At 36.2% G+C, this 15,582-nt stretch carries 15 protein-coding genes; 12 read left to right on the top strand and 3 right to left on the bottom strand.

The genetic code is table 11. The features are described from left to right. Positions 1-74: 74 nt before the first annotated feature. From QWZ06_RS27375 to QWZ06_RS27365, 3 genes are all read right to left on the bottom strand, one after another. Positions 75-524: a GNAT family N-acetyltransferase gene (locus QWZ06_RS27375; protein ID WP_290302301.1), complete on the bottom strand. Its 450-nt coding sequence runs from the start codon at positions 522-524 to the stop codon at positions 75-77. Further along, positions 517-1,140, bottom strand: a complete 624-nt coding sequence (gene yihA, locus QWZ06_RS27370) for a ribosome biogenesis GTP-binding protein YihA/YsxC (RefSeq protein WP_290302300.1) — start codon at positions 1,138-1,140, stop codon at positions 517-519. The genes QWZ06_RS27375 and yihA overlap by 8 nt, the downstream gene beginning before the upstream one ends. A gap of 65 nt (positions 1,141-1,205) precedes the next feature. Then, complete coding sequence (locus tag QWZ06_RS27365) at positions 1,206-1,967, bottom strand: alpha/beta fold hydrolase (RefSeq protein ID WP_290302299.1); 762 nt, start codon at positions 1,965-1,967, stop codon at positions 1,206-1,208. A 273-nt stretch (positions 1,968-2,240) separates the two neighbouring features. On the opposite strand from QWZ06_RS27365, the gene mraZ reads away from it, so the two are divergent. From mraZ to QWZ06_RS27305, 12 genes are all read left to right on the top strand, one after another. Then, positions 2,241-2,705, top strand: coding sequence for a division/cell wall cluster transcriptional repressor MraZ (mraZ, locus tag QWZ06_RS27360; protein ID WP_290302298.1), 465 nt, complete (start codon positions 2,241-2,243; stop codon positions 2,703-2,705). Between the two features lie 39 nt (positions 2,706-2,744). After that, on the top strand, positions 2,745-3,638 hold the full coding sequence (rsmH, locus tag QWZ06_RS27355) for a 16S rRNA (cytosine(1402)-N(4))-methyltransferase RsmH (protein WP_290302297.1): 894 nt from the start codon (positions 2,745-2,747) through the stop codon (positions 3,636-3,638). An 89-nt stretch (positions 3,639-3,727) separates the two neighbouring features. Beyond that, positions 3,728-4,093 (top strand): FtsL-like putative cell division protein, encoded by a 366-nt coding sequence (locus QWZ06_RS27350; RefSeq protein ID WP_053327577.1) that lies wholly within the window; start codon positions 3,728-3,730, stop codon positions 4,091-4,093. After that, entirely contained in the window at positions 4,077-6,068 is a 1,992-nt protein-coding gene (locus tag QWZ06_RS27345; protein ID WP_290302296.1) for a penicillin-binding transpeptidase domain-containing protein, read from the top strand. Before QWZ06_RS27350 ends, QWZ06_RS27345 begins: the two co-directional genes overlap by 17 nt. A 61-nt stretch (positions 6,069-6,129) precedes the next feature. Further along, complete coding sequence (locus QWZ06_RS27340; protein WP_290302295.1) at positions 6,130-7,590, top strand: UDP-N-acetylmuramoyl-L-alanyl-D-glutamate--2,6-diaminopimelate ligase; 1,461 nt, start codon at positions 6,130-6,132, stop codon at positions 7,588-7,590. A 41-nt stretch (positions 7,591-7,631) separates the two neighbouring features. After that, positions 7,632-8,009: a four helix bundle protein gene (locus tag QWZ06_RS27335; protein ID WP_290302294.1), complete on the top strand. Its 378-nt coding sequence runs from the start codon at positions 7,632-7,634 to the stop codon at positions 8,007-8,009. Between the two features lie 44 nt (positions 8,010-8,053). Then, positions 8,054-9,295 (top strand): phospho-N-acetylmuramoyl-pentapeptide-transferase, encoded by a 1,242-nt coding sequence (gene mraY, locus QWZ06_RS27330; protein ID WP_123909606.1) that lies wholly within the window; start codon positions 8,054-8,056, stop codon positions 9,293-9,295. 80 nt (positions 9,296-9,375) lie between these two features. Beyond that, the gene (gene murD, locus QWZ06_RS27325; protein ID WP_290302293.1) at positions 9,376-10,707 is read left to right on the top strand and encodes a UDP-N-acetylmuramoyl-L-alanine--D-glutamate ligase; all 1,332 of its coding nucleotides are present in this window, start codon (positions 9,376-9,378) and stop codon (positions 10,705-10,707) included. A 55-nt stretch (positions 10,708-10,762) separates the two neighbouring features. Next, positions 10,763-12,013, top strand: coding sequence for an FtsW/RodA/SpoVE family cell cycle protein (locus QWZ06_RS27320; protein ID WP_290302292.1), 1,251 nt, complete (start codon positions 10,763-10,765; stop codon positions 12,011-12,013). A gap of 56 nt (positions 12,014-12,069) precedes the next feature. Further along, positions 12,070-13,173: an undecaprenyldiphospho-muramoylpentapeptide beta-N-acetylglucosaminyltransferase gene (murG, locus tag QWZ06_RS27315; RefSeq protein ID WP_290302290.1), complete on the top strand. Its 1,104-nt coding sequence runs from the start codon at positions 12,070-12,072 to the stop codon at positions 13,171-13,173. A gap of 6 nt (positions 13,174-13,179) precedes the next feature. Beyond that, positions 13,180-14,538 carry a UDP-N-acetylmuramate--L-alanine ligase gene (murC, locus tag QWZ06_RS27310; RefSeq protein WP_290302289.1) on the top strand — a complete coding sequence of 453 codons (1,359 nt, stop codon included), beginning with the start codon at positions 13,180-13,182 and terminating at the stop codon, positions 14,536-14,538. A gap of 65 nt (positions 14,539-14,603) precedes the next feature. Beyond that, positions 14,604-15,581 (top strand): cell division protein FtsQ/DivIB, encoded by a 978-nt coding sequence (locus QWZ06_RS27305; protein WP_290302288.1) that lies wholly within the window; start codon positions 14,604-14,606, stop codon positions 15,579-15,581. Position 15,582: the final 1 nt, after the last annotated feature.

The following is a 15,582-nucleotide window of genomic DNA, read 5'->3' as shown; positions in this document are numbered from 1 at the left end:
GCCAAAACTTGACGTATCATAAAGAGAATCAAGGCAAAAGAAAAAGGCATCTCATCCGAGACGCCTTCTTTATTTTATTTCTTAATCATTTCCGTATGTGGAATATCATCTTCCAAATATTTCTTTCCGGTATCTTCAAAACCAAAATCCCCGTAGAACTTCAACAGATAATCCTGCGCTGAAATTCTGATCTCAGAAGTATGAAAACGATTTTCTATCGTGTCAATAGCATATTTGATCAATAACTTTCCTAAACTTTTCCCTCTTGCTTGCTCCGTTGTTAGAACTCTTCCAATTGAAGCTTCATCATATTTTATTCCTTTATCAAAAATACGGCAGTACGCAAGCACTTCCTCATTTTCTTCTGCCCAGATATGAACCGCTTTCTGGTCATAATTATCAAGGTCAGGATAAGGACAGTTCTGTTCAATAACAAAAACATCAATGCGGGCTTTCAATATAGCATATAGCTCAGGAACCGTAAACTCATCAAAAGTTTTAATTTTCCAAACAATATTACTCATCAAAGCTTACACTATTATTTTTTAAAAAATCATTCGTCTTTTCTATAAAGTCGAGAATGTGCTCTCCTCCTTCTTTCTTTTCTGCTGAAGTCACATATAATTCAGGAAGGTCTTCCCACGTTTTATGAAGTTCTGTTTTATAATCTTCAACATTTTTAATAATCACATTAGGCTTTAGCTTATCTGCCTTTGTAAAAACAATTGAGAAAGGAACACCACTTTCTCCGCACCATTGAATAAACTCAAGATCGATCTTTTGAGGATTATGCCTCGAATCTACCAAAACAAAAAGATTCACCAGGTTTCTCCTGTTCAGAATATAATTGGTGATCAGTTTTTCAAAATCTTTTCGTTGAACTTTTGAAACTTTTGCGTATCCATATCCTGGTAAATCGGTAAGATACCAACTCTCATTCACCAAAAAATGATTGATCAGCTGAGTTTTCCCCGGAGTTCCCGAAGTTTTAGCCAAATCTTTATGATTCATCATGGCATTGATCAATGATGACTTTCCTACATTAGATCTTCCAATAAAAGCATATTCGGGAATATTTGGTTCAGGACATTCCTGCCATTTTCCACTACTCTTTACAAACTCTGCTGTCTTAATAACCATTTTTGAATATATTTTAGAAAAATAAACCATTAAGAAAATCTCCTAATGGTTATTTGTTATTTATTTTAAACTTTATCTTTTATCCAGTTGAAAAGGATTTCGTTAAATTCGTCCGGCTTTTCCATCATGGCAGCATGGCCACAATGATCAATCCAGAACAGGTCTGAATTCGGAATGAATTTATGCATATCTTCCGCAACTTCCGGAGGAGTCACATTATCCTGTTTTCCCCAGATTAAACAAGTAGGTGTTTGAATCTTTGGAAGATCATTTAACATATTGTGTTTGATGGCACTTCTTGCCAGCATTACCGTTTTTATTCCTTTCATTCTGTCATTCACCACCGAAAAAACTTCATCTACAAGATCTTCAGTAGCGATCTTAGGATCGTAGAACACCTCTTCTGTTTTCTTTCTGATATATGATCTGTCATTCTTTCTTGGAAAACTATCACCGAAAGTTCTCTCATACAAGCCTGAGCTACCGGTTAGAACCAGGTTCTTTACCAAATCAGGTCTTGCCAAGGTCAAAATAAGCCCTACATGTCCACCCATTGAGTTTCCAACAATATTAACAGGCTCTGAAATATGACTTTCAATAAACTTGATGATATATTTTGCTATAGTGGTAAGATTTGTATTGAGTACCGGCAAATCATAGATCGGCAGCTGAGGAACATATACTTTGAATCCTCTGTCTGAAAAAAAATCTACCATTTTATCGAAATTACTCAAACCACCCATTAATCCGTGCAACAGCACCAATGGATGTCCTTCCCCCGCCTCTACATAGGAATATTTCTTTTCTTTTTTTGTACTAAATATCATACTAATGCCTTAATAAAGCCCTGCAAAAATACAAATTAAACCTCAAAAATATTTTGATTATCCTAATTTAAGATAAAAATAATACAATATTCCCCTTTTTAACTTTTTTTTTCAAAATCGCTTTATTATGGCGTAAATAACAGTTTTAACAACCTTCTACATATCAGATAATTACATTCTTAGAACTCAATCTTTAATAAAACTTATTAACATTGAGTCAAAAAGTGGGAAAAAGTGGGAAATTTTGGAAATTATTATATAAATTTGTCCCAAATGAAAAATTTCATTGGAACATATGAGTGTAAAATTGACGACAAAGGCCGCCTAAAAGTTCCTTCATCTTTAATCAAACAGATGGAAAACTTCGAAGACAAGGCATTTGTAGTCAAAAGATCTGTGTTCCAACCTTGTCTGGAGGTCTATCCTATGAATGCATGGGATAAACTAATGGGCAAAATTAATAAACTGAACAGATTCATAAAAAAGAATGCTGATTTCATACGAATGTTTACGGCAGGAGTAAAAACAGTAGAATTGGACAACGCAGGCAGACTACAGATTTCAAAAGACCTGATGACGTTCGCAAATCTTCAAAAAGAGATTGTGATCACAAGCGCAGGAGAACTCTTCGAAATTTGGGACAAAGATGCCTACGAACAGGTAATTGCCACCAATGAAATTGATTTTGCCAGCCTAGCCGAAGATGTAATGGGCTCTTTTGACGAAGAAGAACTGTAAAGTTATTAAGGATTTTATTAATAAAAAACACAATTAAGCATGTATCATAACCCCGTTTTGTTGAAGCAGAGTGTAGATGATTTGGTGACGAATCCTGACGGAATTTACGTGGACTGCACCTTTGGAGGTGGAGGTCACTCCAGGGAGATTTTGAGCAGACTTTCCGAAAAAGGAAAACTGTTCAGCTTTGACCAGGATCTGGATGCGCTTAAAAATACAATTGATGATCCCAGATTTACATTGGTGAATCAGAATTTCAGATTTCTGGAAAACTCTTTATTAATGTATGGCGTTCCTCAGGTTGATGGTGTTTTGGCTGACCTGGGAGTTTCTTCTCATCAGTTTGACGAAGCAGACCGTGGGTTTTCTACAAGAAGCAATGCGCCTCTGGATATGAGAATGAATGTAATGCAGAGTCTTGATGCCAAAAGAGTAATTAATGAATATGGCGAGGAAGAACTCGCAGATATTTTTTATTACTATGGAGAATTAAGAGAAGCAAGAAAGCTGGCAAGAGATATCGTTCATCATAGAAAAACAAAAAGCATAGAAACCACTGAGGATTTGAAAAAGCTTTTCAGCTATCTTCCACCTCATAAAGTGAATAAATTCTATGCCCAGCTTTTCCAGGCAGTAAGAATAGAAGTGAACCAGGAACTTGAAGTATTGAAAGAAATGTTGGTTCAGGCTTTCAATATATTAAAACCAGAAGGAAGATTAGTAGTAATCTCTTACCATTCCCTAGAAGACCGTTTGGTAAAAAGATTCCTGAAAAACGGAATGTTCGAAGGAGAACCGGAAAGAGATATCTACGGAAATTATAAAAAAGCATTCGAGCTTGTAAAGAGTAAGGCGATCATCCCGGATGATAAGGAGATTGAAGAAAATTCAAGAGCAAGAAGTGCTAAAATGAGAACAGGAATTAAAGTTTAAAAGCGGATGAGTGAATTGTCAATAATAAATTAAGATTGATCATTGACAACAAAAACAAATTCACTGCAAACCAAATTGATTTAATTGAAGTGGCAAAAAGAACAACAAATCGCCCCCAGAAAAGACTCACTTTTATAGATATTATAAAAGGTAATTTTCTGAATCGTGATGAGATCAAAATACATTACAAGTATTTTCTCTTGTTGTTTGTCCTCATGATGGCTATGATTTACAGTAACCATCTCGTCAATAAGAAAATTAAAATTGTAAACGCCTTAAAGGAGGAAACAGAAGAATATAAATCGAGAAACGCTTACGCCCAGAGTAAGCTGATCAAGGTAAAAATGGAATCAGAGCTGGGGAAAGAGGTTGCGCGGGACTCTTTAATGACCCTCGAAAACCACCCTCATAAATTGCTAATAAAACTGGACAGTACAGATGCAAAAGCAAAATGAATACGACAATAAACGTAAAAAAACGTTACGATGGGGCTACCTCTTTGCAGTGGTAGCTTTGTGCGTGTTTGTAATGTTCTTGGCAAGGATCGTAATCCTTCAAAACACCAATGTTCAGGAAATTAAGGATGATTACATTAATAAAAACTATCGGGAGGCTACTTTAAAAGCAGCTCGTGGTAACCTATTTGCTTCCGATGGATCCATTTTGGCAACAACCGTAATGCGCTACGATATCTATCTCGACTTCAAAACGATGAAAGATACGATCTACAGCAACAACATCGGAGCATTAACGGATTCTCTGAGCAAAATGTTCGGAAAATCCAGAGGAGAGTTCAGACAAAAATTCGACGAACAAAAGAAAAAGAAAAACCAATATTATACTTTGGTAAAAGGTCTTGATTTTGATCAATATGACAGAATCAGACAGTTTCCGATCTTCAAAAGAGGGAAAAACAAAGGCGGTTTCATTGTAGACAGAAATTACAAAAGAGAACTTGCCACTTCAGAAATCGGTGCCGGAACCATCGGTATGGATAATGGAGAGCTTAAATCCGGATTAGAAGGAGCTTTCTCTAAACACTTAACCGGGACTGACGGAAAAAGATTAGAGCAAAGAATCAACTCTTCTCAATGGAAACCAATTGATTTCTGGAAAGTTCAGGAACCAGTTGATGGAGAAGATGTTTATACAACCTTAGACCTTAGAATTCAAGACATTGCACACTCCGCATTAGAGAAGCAGCTGATTCACTACGAAGCAAAACACGGAACCGTAATTGTGATGGAAGTAGAAACCGGAAAAGTACGTGCGCTAGTTAATTTAAGAAAAACGGAATCAGGAGATTATGAAGATTCTTACAACTATGCACTAAAAGATAATATAGAACCCGGATCTACCTTCAAAACCATTTCGCTTTTAGCTGCAATGGACGATGGGTTTATCGATGAAAACACAACGGTAAATGTAGGAAACGGTGTTTGGACCTATGCAAAACAAAGAATTTCTGACGGTCACGGAGGAGGAACTTACGATATCAGTGATGTTTTAGCTAAATCCAGTAACGTAGGAACAGCAAAACTGATTACAAAATATTACGCTGAAAAGCCACAGATTTTCCTTGACCATTTAAAACGTTGGAAATTATTTGACAAAATGGACATCGAACTTCCGGGAATCACAAAACCTAAGATTGTAACTCCGGAAAATAAAAGATGGAACGCGGCTACACTTGCTTCTATTTCATTCGGATATTCTTCCAATGTTAATTTGCTGCAGTTGGCAACATTCTACAACGGCGTAGCGAACGGCGGTAAAATGCTTAAACCATTATTCATCGACAAGATCATGAAAGACGGAAAGGTAATGTACAGTGCAAAACCTGAAGTAATGGTAAACAAAATGGCATCTGAAAAGGCCATCAAAATGATGACCAGCGCACTAACCAAAGCAGTAGAAAAAGGAACCGGACGAAGTATCTTCACCCCTAACCTTAAAATGGCTGGAAAAACAGGAACCGCAAGATTTGAATATTGGCTTCCTGGCCCTATGAAGTATCGTGCATCATTCGCAGGATTCTATCCGGCAGATGCACCAAAATATACCTGTTATGTAATGGTAAGTGAACCCAATACATCAATTGGGTTTTATGGAGGCCCCGTAGCAGCACCGGTGTTTAAGGAAATCGCAGGAAAAACCTTCCTGAAAACACCACAAAACATTGAAAAAGAAATGCTCGTAGACAAAAAGGTAAACCTGAGCAAAATGGTGGAACCTAATGTAAAAGTAGCAGTTACTGATAAGCAAATGCCCAATGTAGTAGGATTGATTGGTAAAAATGTCATCCCGCAATTGGAAAACTTAGGATACCGTGTCGATTTTAAAGGAGTTGGACGAATCAAAGAACAGTTCCCGCTAGAAGGCACAACGATTGGTAAGAACCAGAGAATATATTTATCTCTACAGAATTAAAAAAACAGAGTCCCAAAGGGACGGCTTAACAAAAAATAGGATAAAATCCTATTGATATAAAATGATAATAACAGAATTAGTAAACAGAATCCCAGTAATAGAAATTCACGGTGATAACAACCGTGAGGTATTAGAATTGGTGTTTGACAGCAGAAAGGTTACAGAGAACTCTCTTTACATTGCAATAAGAGGAACAGTTGTGGATGGACACTCATTCATTGCATCTTCTATTGAAAAGGGGGCAACAACAATTGTTTGTGAAGAATATCCTGAAACACTGGCAGAAAACGTAACCTATATAAAAGTTAAAGATTCTGCTAAAACTTTAGGTCATCTTGCTTCGAACTTCTACGGAAATCCATCCAGGAAACTGAAGCTGATTGGAGTTACCGGAACAAACGGAAAGACATCTGTTTCTACCCTTCTTTTTGATGTATTCAGAAATTTAGGATATGATTCTGCTTTATTATCAACCGTTGAAATCAGAATTGGGGAAGAAATTATCCCAGCAACTCATACCACTCCGGATGTTATTACCATCAACAAAATATTAGCAGAGGCTGTTGAAAAAGGTTGCGAATTTGCTTTCATGGAAGTAAGTTCTCACGGAATTGCTCAAAACAGAATTGAAGGATTACACTTCAAAGTAGCAGGATTTACCAACCTTACCCACGATCATTTAGATTATCACAAAACGTTTGAAGAATATTTAAAAACGAAAAAAAGATTCTTTGATGAACTAGAAGATACAGCCGTTGCCATCACCAATGTAGATGACAAAAACGGGAATGTCATGCTTCAGAATACAAAGGCCAAAAAGAAGTCTTATGCTTTGAAGACAATGGCAGACTTCCACGGAAAACTATTGGAGGTTGATTTCAACGGAATGCTGCTGAATTTCAACGGAAAAGAATTCTGGACAACATTGACTGGAAAATTCAATGTCTACAACCTATTGCTTGTTTTCGGAATAGCAGAAGAACTTGGATTCGCACAGGACGAAATTCTTCAGGCCATCAGCCAGTTAAAAAGAGTTTCCGGAAGATTTGAAACGATGAAATCGGACGGTGGAATTTTCTTTATCGTAGATTATGCACACACTCCGGATGCCTTAGAAAACATCCTGGACAGTATCAATGATATCAGAACCAAAAACGAGAGATTAATCACCGTTTTCGGATGCGGAGGAGACAGAGATCACTCAAAAAGACCTGAAATGGGAAATATTGCCACTAAAAAATCAACATTGGCAATCATCACTTCAGATAACCCGAGAACAGAAGATCCTGGACAAATTATAAAAGAAATTGAAGCCGGTGTTGAACCTCAGAACTTCAGCAAATACACTTCAATTCCTGACAGAAAAGAAGCCATAAAAATGGCTATCAAGTTTGCAGAACCTAAAGATATCATTCTCGTAGCTGGAAAAGGGCACGAAAACTATCAGGAGATAAATGGTGTAAAACATCATTTTGATGACAAAGAAGTAATTAATGAGCTTTGGAAATTAATGTCCAAGTAAATTGAAAGATTGAATTCATTGAAAGATTTAAAAATTTGATTATGACGAAGAATTTTGAAAATTTTCCAGTATATATCAAAAGTTTAGATCTTATTGAAAAAGTTTATTCATTTCTTCAAAGTCAAAGTTTTGAAAAAGAATTTGAATTTAATAACCAGATAAAAAGAGCGAGTTTTTCAATTAGCAACAATATTGCGGAAGGCTCAGAATATAACAATAACAGACAATTTATTAGATATTTAAAAATTGCAAAAGGCAGCTGTGCTGAAGTAAGAAGCATGCTGATTGTAAGCAGAAGATTAAAATTAGGTGACCAAAATAAAGCAGAAGAAATCATTACCCTTTCGAGAGAAATTTCTTCAAACATATCAAACTTTATTAAGTATTTAAGTGAAAATATTGAGAAACCCAATCTTTAAATCTTTAAATAAATTAAATTTTTAAATAATAAAAAAACAGAAACATGCTATACTATCTATACGAATATCTAACCGACCATGGAATTCACGTTCCGGGATTAGGATTGTTGAAATACATTTCCTTCCGTGCCGGAATGGCGGTATTGTTCTCTTTAATTATTGCTCTTGTTTATGGAAAAAGAGTCATTAACTACCTGAGAACAAAACAAATGGGCGAATTAGTCCGTGATCTTGGATTAGACGGCCAAAAACAGAAAGAAGGAACTCCTACTATGGGAGGGCTTATTATTATTTTGGCGACTATTATTCCTGTATTGTTGTTTACAAGAATTACCAACGTATATATTGTATTACTATTGGTTTCAATGTTCTGGATGGGAGCCATTGGATTCCTGGATGATTATTTAAAGAAAATAAAGAAAAATAAAGACGGACTAAGCGGTAAATTCAAAATTGTAGGACAAGTTGGTTTAGGCCTAATTGTAGGAGTTACGATGTATTTCCACCCGGATATTACCGTGAAAAGAAAGTATGCAGATGCAAAAGTAGTGAACAGAAACAATGTAGAGCAGAACTTTATGCCTACAGAAAAAATCACTGTTTCTACAGTTCCATTCGCAAAGAACAATGAGTTCGACTATAGCGGAATCCTGTTTTGGATGAATGAAAAAGATGCCCACGAATGGGCATGGATTGTCTTTATACCCATCGTAATCTTCATTGTAACAGCGGTTTCCAATGGAGCTAATATTACCGACGGAATAGATGGTCTCGCCGCAGGAACCAGTGCCATAATACTGCTTACCCTTGCCCTTTTCGCCTACCTTTCAGGGAACATCATCTTTGCAGATTATCTCAATATCATGTTCCTACCGAATATGGGAGAGACCACCATTTTTGCTGTCGCTATGGTAGGAGCTGTAATAGGATTCTTCTGGTACAACACCTATCCTGCCCAGGTTTTCATGGGAGATACGGGAAGTTTAATGTTGGGAGGAGTTATTGCCGTATTAGCGATTATTCTAAGAAAAGAATTATTGATTCCTGTTTTATGCGGAATATTTTTGATCGAAAACCTATCTGTAATGCTTCAGGTAATCGTTTTCAAATACAGAAAGAAAAAATATGGGTTGGAATACGCCCAAAACAATAGATTATTCAAAATGTCACCATTACACCATCATTATCAGAAAGATGGATTTCACGAAAGTAAAATCGTAAACAGAATGATTATCATTGGAGTAATACTGGCAATTGTTTGTCTGATCACCTTAAAAATGAGATAAGATCAATTTAAAAATTGAAAGATTTAAACATTGAAAAATTTTTTAATCATTAAATCTTTTAATCATTAAATCAAAATAATATGAAAATAGTTGTTTTAGGAGGAGGAGAAAGCGGATGTGGAGCTGCTTATTTGGCTAAAAAGAAAGGTCTGGAAGTATTTCTTTCAGATAAAGGAGCCATTAAAGATACCTATAAGCAGTTTCTTACCGAAAATGGAATTGAATTTGAAGAAGGAAACCACGATGAAGAAAGGATTTTAAATGCCGATTGGATCGTAAAAAGTCCGGGAATCCCAAAAAAGGCAGAGATCATCCACAAAATTCATGAAAAAGGAATCAGACTTTCCTCAGAAATTGAATTCGCTTCTGAATTTACAGATGCTAAGATCATTGCCATTACAGGGAGCAACGGAAAAACAACCACCACTTCCCTGATCTACTATATCCTGAAAAATGACGGATTAAATGTAGGTTTAGGGGGAAACATTGGATACAGCTTTGCAAAACAGGTGGCTGATGAAAACCATGAATATTATGTATTGGAAGTAAGCTCTTTCCAACTAGATGATATTCAGAACTTCAGACCTTATATTTCTTTATTGTTGAACCTGTCTCAGGATCACCTGGATCAATACAACTACAACTATGAAGAATATGCTTTGGCAAAATTCAGAATCACTGAAAATCAGGAAAATGATAACTTCTTCATCTACAACAAAGATGATGAAATGAGCAAAAACCTGCTTGAAAAATTAGAAATAAAAGCGAAGATGATTCCTTTCTCCACAAAGGAACAGCTTCCTGAAGGAGGTTTTGTAAATGATGATCAGATTGTCGTAAAAATGAAGGATGAATTCTCAATGAAAGTTGAAGAATTATCCTTACTTGGGAATCATAATGTTGCCAATAGCTTAGCCGCATCTATTGCCGGTAAGATATTGAAAATAAACAACGAAAGCATCAGGCATTCATTAATGACATTCCAAGCTGTAGAACACAGATTGGAATTCGTTACAGAAACAGAGGGTGTAAAATACATCAATGATAGTAAAGCAACCAATGTGAATGCTACTTACTACGCTTTAGAAAGCATGAAAACTCCAACCGTATGGATCGTTGGAGGATTAGATAAAGGAAATGACTATACTGAAATTGAAGATTTAGTCAAAAGAAAAGTAAAGGCAATTGTTTGTCTTGGAGTTGATAATAAGAAGATTATAGATTTCTTCAAAGATAAAAAGGAGTTTATTTATGATACTTCAAGCATGGAAGAAGCCGTGAAAATATCAAAATCACTGGCCAAAAAAGGAGACACTGTTCTACTTTCTCCATGTTGTGCAAGCTTTGATTTATTCAAAAGCTATGAAGACAGAGGACGTCAGTTTAAAGAGCAGGTATTAAAAACAGTGTAAAAAGTAGGTATAATATTCATGATCATTCCATCATGAATACATCTTACATCAATACATGAATACAATAATTATGGACGAGCAGAATACAGAAAGCAGATTTGAATTTCTAAAGGGTGATAAAGTACTTTGGATGGTCATTCTTGTGATCTCCATTTTCTCTATTTTCCCTGTTTACTCTGCAAGTTCAAACCTGGAATACATTGTGAATAACGGAACCACTACAGGTCACGTTATCAAACATATGTTCTTTGTAGTTCTGGGATTAGCCATTATGCGGCTTGTAGGAACAATAAAATATGAATACATCGGAAAGCTCAGCAGTATTTTGCTGGGGCTGATGATTGTGTTGTTGATTGTTACTATGTTTACCGGACAAACCATTGATGGAGCCAGTGCTTCCAGATGGCTTAAAATTCCGGGAACACCCATCTCATTCCAGCCCTCATCATTCGCCTTCTTGATGTTGATTATCTATTTATGCAGATATCTCACCAAGAAGATTACAAGAGAAAGGCTTCCTATAGAGAATATCATGTACATTTTCGGACCCATTCTTCTTGTTGTGTTAGTAGCCAAAGATAATGGTTCCACAGCATTAATGATTCTGATGGTTTCAGTCATTGTCTTGATTGTTGGTCAGCTTCACTGGAAATACATTGCAGGATTTATTTCGGCATCATTTGTAGCCATTGTCTTCTTTCTATTGATTGCATTGAATACCAATATGATCGGCGGAAACCGTGTTCACACATGGATGAGCCGTATTGAAACATTTACATCAAGCAAGGCAAAATCAGCTGATACCGATGACGAAAGTGTAAAAGCCAAAAATTATCAGGTAATGCAGGCCAAAGCAGCTATTGTACACGGTGGAATTACCGGAATGGGGCCAGGAAAAAGTGCCTTAAAACAAATGCTTCCACAATCTGCCTCTGACTTTATCTTCGCAGTTATTGTAGAAGAATATGGAGTAATTGGAGCAGCCTTCCTGATCAGTCTCTATCTCATTATGATGATAAGGATCGTGATGATCGCCAGTAAAATGCCGGCCTTCTTCGGATCATTGATGGTGCTCAGTCTCGGAGTAATGATTTTTATACAGTTATCAGTAAATATTGCTGTTGCTGTCAATCTGATCCCGGTAACCGGGCAGCCATTGCCATTAATCAGTTACGGAGGAACATCAATGTTGGTAACCTATTTACAGTTAGGAATTATTTTAAATATAAGCTCAAGAATTCAGATTTATGATGAAGAAGGAATGGGCAAAAAGCAAAGCGTAGCGGAAATAAACGATATTGCATAAACCAAGTCCCAAAAGGACGATTTAACAAAAAATCGGACGCAGTCCTATTAATTAAAATGAGCAAAAAATTAAAAGTATTACTATCAGGCGGAGGAACAGGAGGACATATCTTCCCTGCCATCGCCATCGCTGATGAAATCAAAAAAAGATTTCCTGATGCAGAATTTTTGTTCATTGGAGCCAACGGAAAAATGGAAATGGAAAAAGTTCCACAAGCAGGCTACAAAATTGAAGGAATTGATATCGCCGGATTCAACAGAGGAAACCTATTATCCAACTTAGGACTTCCTTTTAAGATTCTGAAAAGCTTGTCCAGATCTAAAGACATCATCAAAGACTTCAAGCCGGATGTTGCTATAGGAACAGGAGGATTTGCAAGTGGCCCTGCTTTATATGAAGCTACCAAATTGGGAGTTCCTGTTTTTATTCAAGAACAGAATGCCTATGCCGGAGTAACCAACAAAATTTTAAGTAAAGCAGCTAAAGCGATATTTACAGCGTATCCGAAAGTAGCAGGATTTCCTGCAGAAAAAATAAAATTCCTGGGAAATCCAATTCGTTCCACGATTATTACGGGAATGCAGGAAACCTCTCAGGCAAAACAAAAAATGGGATTACATAAAGATAAACTTACCATTCTTTCGGTAGGCGGATCTTTAGGCTCCAGAACATTAAACAATGCTTGGGAATCTCATTTAAAAGAAATTGTAGACAAAGACTATCAGCTCATCTGGCAGACAGGAAAGCTTGATTATAAAGATATTATTGAAAAAACAAAAGATACTGTAACCAGAAATATTCTGATCCGTGAATTTATCAAAGACATGGAACTAGCTTATTCTGCAGCAGATATCATCGTTTCAAGAGCCGGTGCCATTGCCATTTCAGAGTTGGCAGTAGCACAAAAACCGGTCTTATTGGTACCATTCCCTTTTGCAGCGGAAGACCACCAGACCAAAAATGCCATGAATCTGGTTGAAAAAAATGCGGCCAGAATGGTAAAAGACTCTGAAATGCAGGAAAAATTCTGGAATACATTATCAGAAATCTGCGAAAATGAAAATGTTAGAAAGGAAATGTCCGACAATCTGAAATATTTTGCTAAGCCAGATGCTACCAAAGAGATTGTAGATGAGATATTTAAAGTGATAAACATATAAAGAAAAATGAAGAATTTAGAAACCTATCAAAACTTTTACTTCGTTGGAATCGGGGGTATCGGAATGAGTGCATTAGCGCGTTATTTCAATGCGTCCGGGAAAAAAGTATTGGGGTATGATAAAACCAACACCAAGCTTACCCAAAATCTGACGAAAGAAGGAATTGATATTGTTTTTGAAGATCATATTGACGAAAGAATAACTTCCCTTCAAAAAGAAGATACATTGGTCATCTATACTCCAGCTATCAAAACGCTTGGAATTTTAGATTACTTCAATCAAAATCAGTTTGAAGTGTTGAAACGTGCCAAAGTTTTAGGATTAATCACCGAAAATACAGATTGTATCGCAGTAGCAGGAACCCATGGGAAGACGACAACTTCTACCCTGGTTTCTCACTTATGTAAGGAAGTAAACCTTCCTTTTTCATGCTTTTTAGGAGGCATTTCTGAGAACTTTAAGTCAAACTTCCTCTATAATGGTTCTACCTATTCAGTGGTGGAAGCAGATGAATATGACAGAAGCTTTCTGAACCTATCTCCGGATTGGGCCGTGGTAACTTCTACTGATGCAGACCACCTGGATATTTATGGAGATAAAAGCCATATTGAAGAAGGTTTCAGACAATTTGCAGCTTTGGTTCCTGAAGACAGACAGCTGTTCGTAAGAAAAGGAGTGGAAATCGGAAGAGGACATCAAACCTATGCCGTAAATGAAAAGGCAGATTATTACTCGGATAACCTGAGAATGGATCATGATAAGATCTATTTTGACTTCCATACCCCAACAGAGACTATAAAAGATTTCGTTTGGGAGATCCCGGGAATTCATAATGTAGAAAATGCTACAGTAGCATTAGCTATTTTACACAATTTGGGCGCAGATTTTGATACGCTGAAAAAGGCAATTGCCAATTTTAAGGGAATTAAAAGAAGATATACCAAACATTTTTACGAAAATGGTAAAATTTATATAGACGATTATGCTCACCATCCAACAGAAATAAATGCGGTAATGAGCTCTATCAAAACATTTTATCCTAATAAAAAACTGTTAGTAGTCTTCCAGCCACACCTGTTTAGCAGAACAAGGGATTTTGCGGATGGATTTGCAGAAAGCCTGAGCAGTGCAGACGAGTTGATCTTATTGGATATTTATCCGGCAAGAGAGCTTCAGGAGAATTTTGAAGGAATCACTTCAAAATGGCTGTTGGAAAAAGTAACATTAGATAAAAAAGAGGTATCTACTTTATCTGATGCTTTTGAAAAAATAAAAGAAAAAGACTTTGACATCCTTCTCACAGTAGGAGCCGGAAATATAGATACCCTATATGATCCGATCTGCGAATGGATAAATAAATTGTAAAAAGTAATAATGTATTTACGTATTCATGAATACATTGTACATAAATACATGAATACAAAAAATGTATGAAAAATAAGTACAGAATATTAAAAATTGTTATCACGGTAATCATCCTTGGGTTGTTACTGAGTTTCTCGTTGAAGAGATTCGGTGGCCAACAGATTACTGACAATAAGATTTCTGTAAAAATGAATGAAAAAACTCCTGTTTACTTTGTTGATGAAAAAGATATCAGAGACATTGTAAGAAAGGAGAATCCATCAGGAAAAGTAGGAGATCTTAATATTCCGGCATTAGAAAAAAAAATTAACTCACTTTCAGCTGTTGACAGTGCCAATGTATATTTAAATCTAAACGGAAAACTGAATCTGGATATCAAGCAAAGAGTTCCCGTTTTCAGACTCAATAAAGATGGAAAAGACTTTTATGTGGATGAAAAAGGTGTTGAATTTCCTATTTCAAGAACCTATTCCCATCCTTGTATGCTGGTCACAGGAAATGTACAATCGGATGAATACGAAAAACTGGCAGAATTAGTTGGAAAAATTGATCATGATGATTTTAGCAAGAAATTCTTCATTGGAATTTCAAAAAGTAAAGAAAGTTATAATCTACTGACCAGTGAAGGAAACTATAAAGTGGAAATTGGAGATCTTGATAATATTGATTTTAAAGTAAAAGGATTTAAAACTTTTGTGGAAAAATATCTGGTCTATCAGGATCCTCAGAAGTATAACATGGTTTCTGTAAAATATCAGAATCAGATTGTAACCACTCTAAATCCACACTTCAAAGAAAACGATAGTATTCTGAAGGCTGGTAAATTAGAAATGGCAAAAGCTCCAGCACTAACAGCTGCTGCCAAAAAAACAGAAGCAAAGCCAAAAATAGCCGAAGCAAAAAAGGCAAATCCTACCCCGGTAAAACCGAAAGAGAGAACAAAGCCAAAAACACAGGCCAAGGAAGCAAAGAAAACAGAGAAAAAGACAACGGCCCCGGCACAGTCCAAGCCAAAGCCGAAACCAAAGGTGAAAATAGAATAAA

The organism is Chryseobacterium tructae, from assembly GCF_030409875.1.
GTDB lineage: Bacteria > Bacteroidota > Bacteroidia > Flavobacteriales > Weeksellaceae > Chryseobacterium > Chryseobacterium tructae.
This window is presented reverse-complemented; position numbering and strand designations above follow the sequence as displayed.

Excerpts from the sequence above, each read along its gene's own strand:
- QWZ06_RS27345 (WP_290302296.1), top strand. The coding sequence starts at position 4,077 with ATGCAAAAGCAAAATGAATACGACAATAAACGTAAAAAAACGTTACGA.
- murG (WP_290302290.1), top strand. The coding sequence starts at position 12,070 with ATGAGCAAAAAATTAAAAGTATTACTATCAGGCGGAGGAACAGGAGGA.
- rsmH (WP_290302297.1), top strand. The coding sequence starts at position 2,745 with ATGTATCATAACCCCGTTTTGTTGAAGCAGAGTGTAGATGATTTGGTG.
- mraY (WP_123909606.1), top strand. The coding sequence starts at position 8,054 with ATGCTATACTATCTATACGAATATCTAACCGACCATGGAATTCACGTT.
- QWZ06_RS27365 (WP_290302299.1), bottom strand. The coding sequence starts at position 1,967 with ATGATATTTAGTACAAAAAAAGAAAAGAAATATTCCTATGTAGAGGCG.
- QWZ06_RS27375 (WP_290302301.1), bottom strand. The coding sequence starts at position 524 with ATGAGTAATATTGTTTGGAAAATTAAAACTTTTGATGAGTTTACGGTT.
- murD (WP_290302293.1), top strand. The coding sequence starts at position 9,376 with ATGAAAATAGTTGTTTTAGGAGGAGGAGAAAGCGGATGTGGAGCTGCT.
- QWZ06_RS27305 (WP_290302288.1), top strand. The coding sequence starts at position 14,604 with ATGAAAAATAAGTACAGAATATTAAAAATTGTTATCACGGTAATCATC.
- murC (WP_290302289.1), top strand. The coding sequence starts at position 13,180 with ATGAAGAATTTAGAAACCTATCAAAACTTTTACTTCGTTGGAATCGGG.
- QWZ06_RS27320 (WP_290302292.1), top strand. The coding sequence starts at position 10,763 with ATGAATACAATAATTATGGACGAGCAGAATACAGAAAGCAGATTTGAA.
- QWZ06_RS27335 (WP_290302294.1), top strand. The coding sequence starts at position 7,632 with ATGACGAAGAATTTTGAAAATTTTCCAGTATATATCAAAAGTTTAGAT.
- yihA (WP_290302300.1), bottom strand. The coding sequence starts at position 1,140 with ATGGTTATTAAGACAGCAGAGTTTGTAAAGAGTAGTGGAAAATGGCAG.
- QWZ06_RS27340 (WP_290302295.1), top strand. The coding sequence starts at position 6,130 with ATGATAATAACAGAATTAGTAAACAGAATCCCAGTAATAGAAATTCAC.
- mraZ (WP_290302298.1), top strand. The coding sequence starts at position 2,241 with ATGAAAAATTTCATTGGAACATATGAGTGTAAAATTGACGACAAAGGC.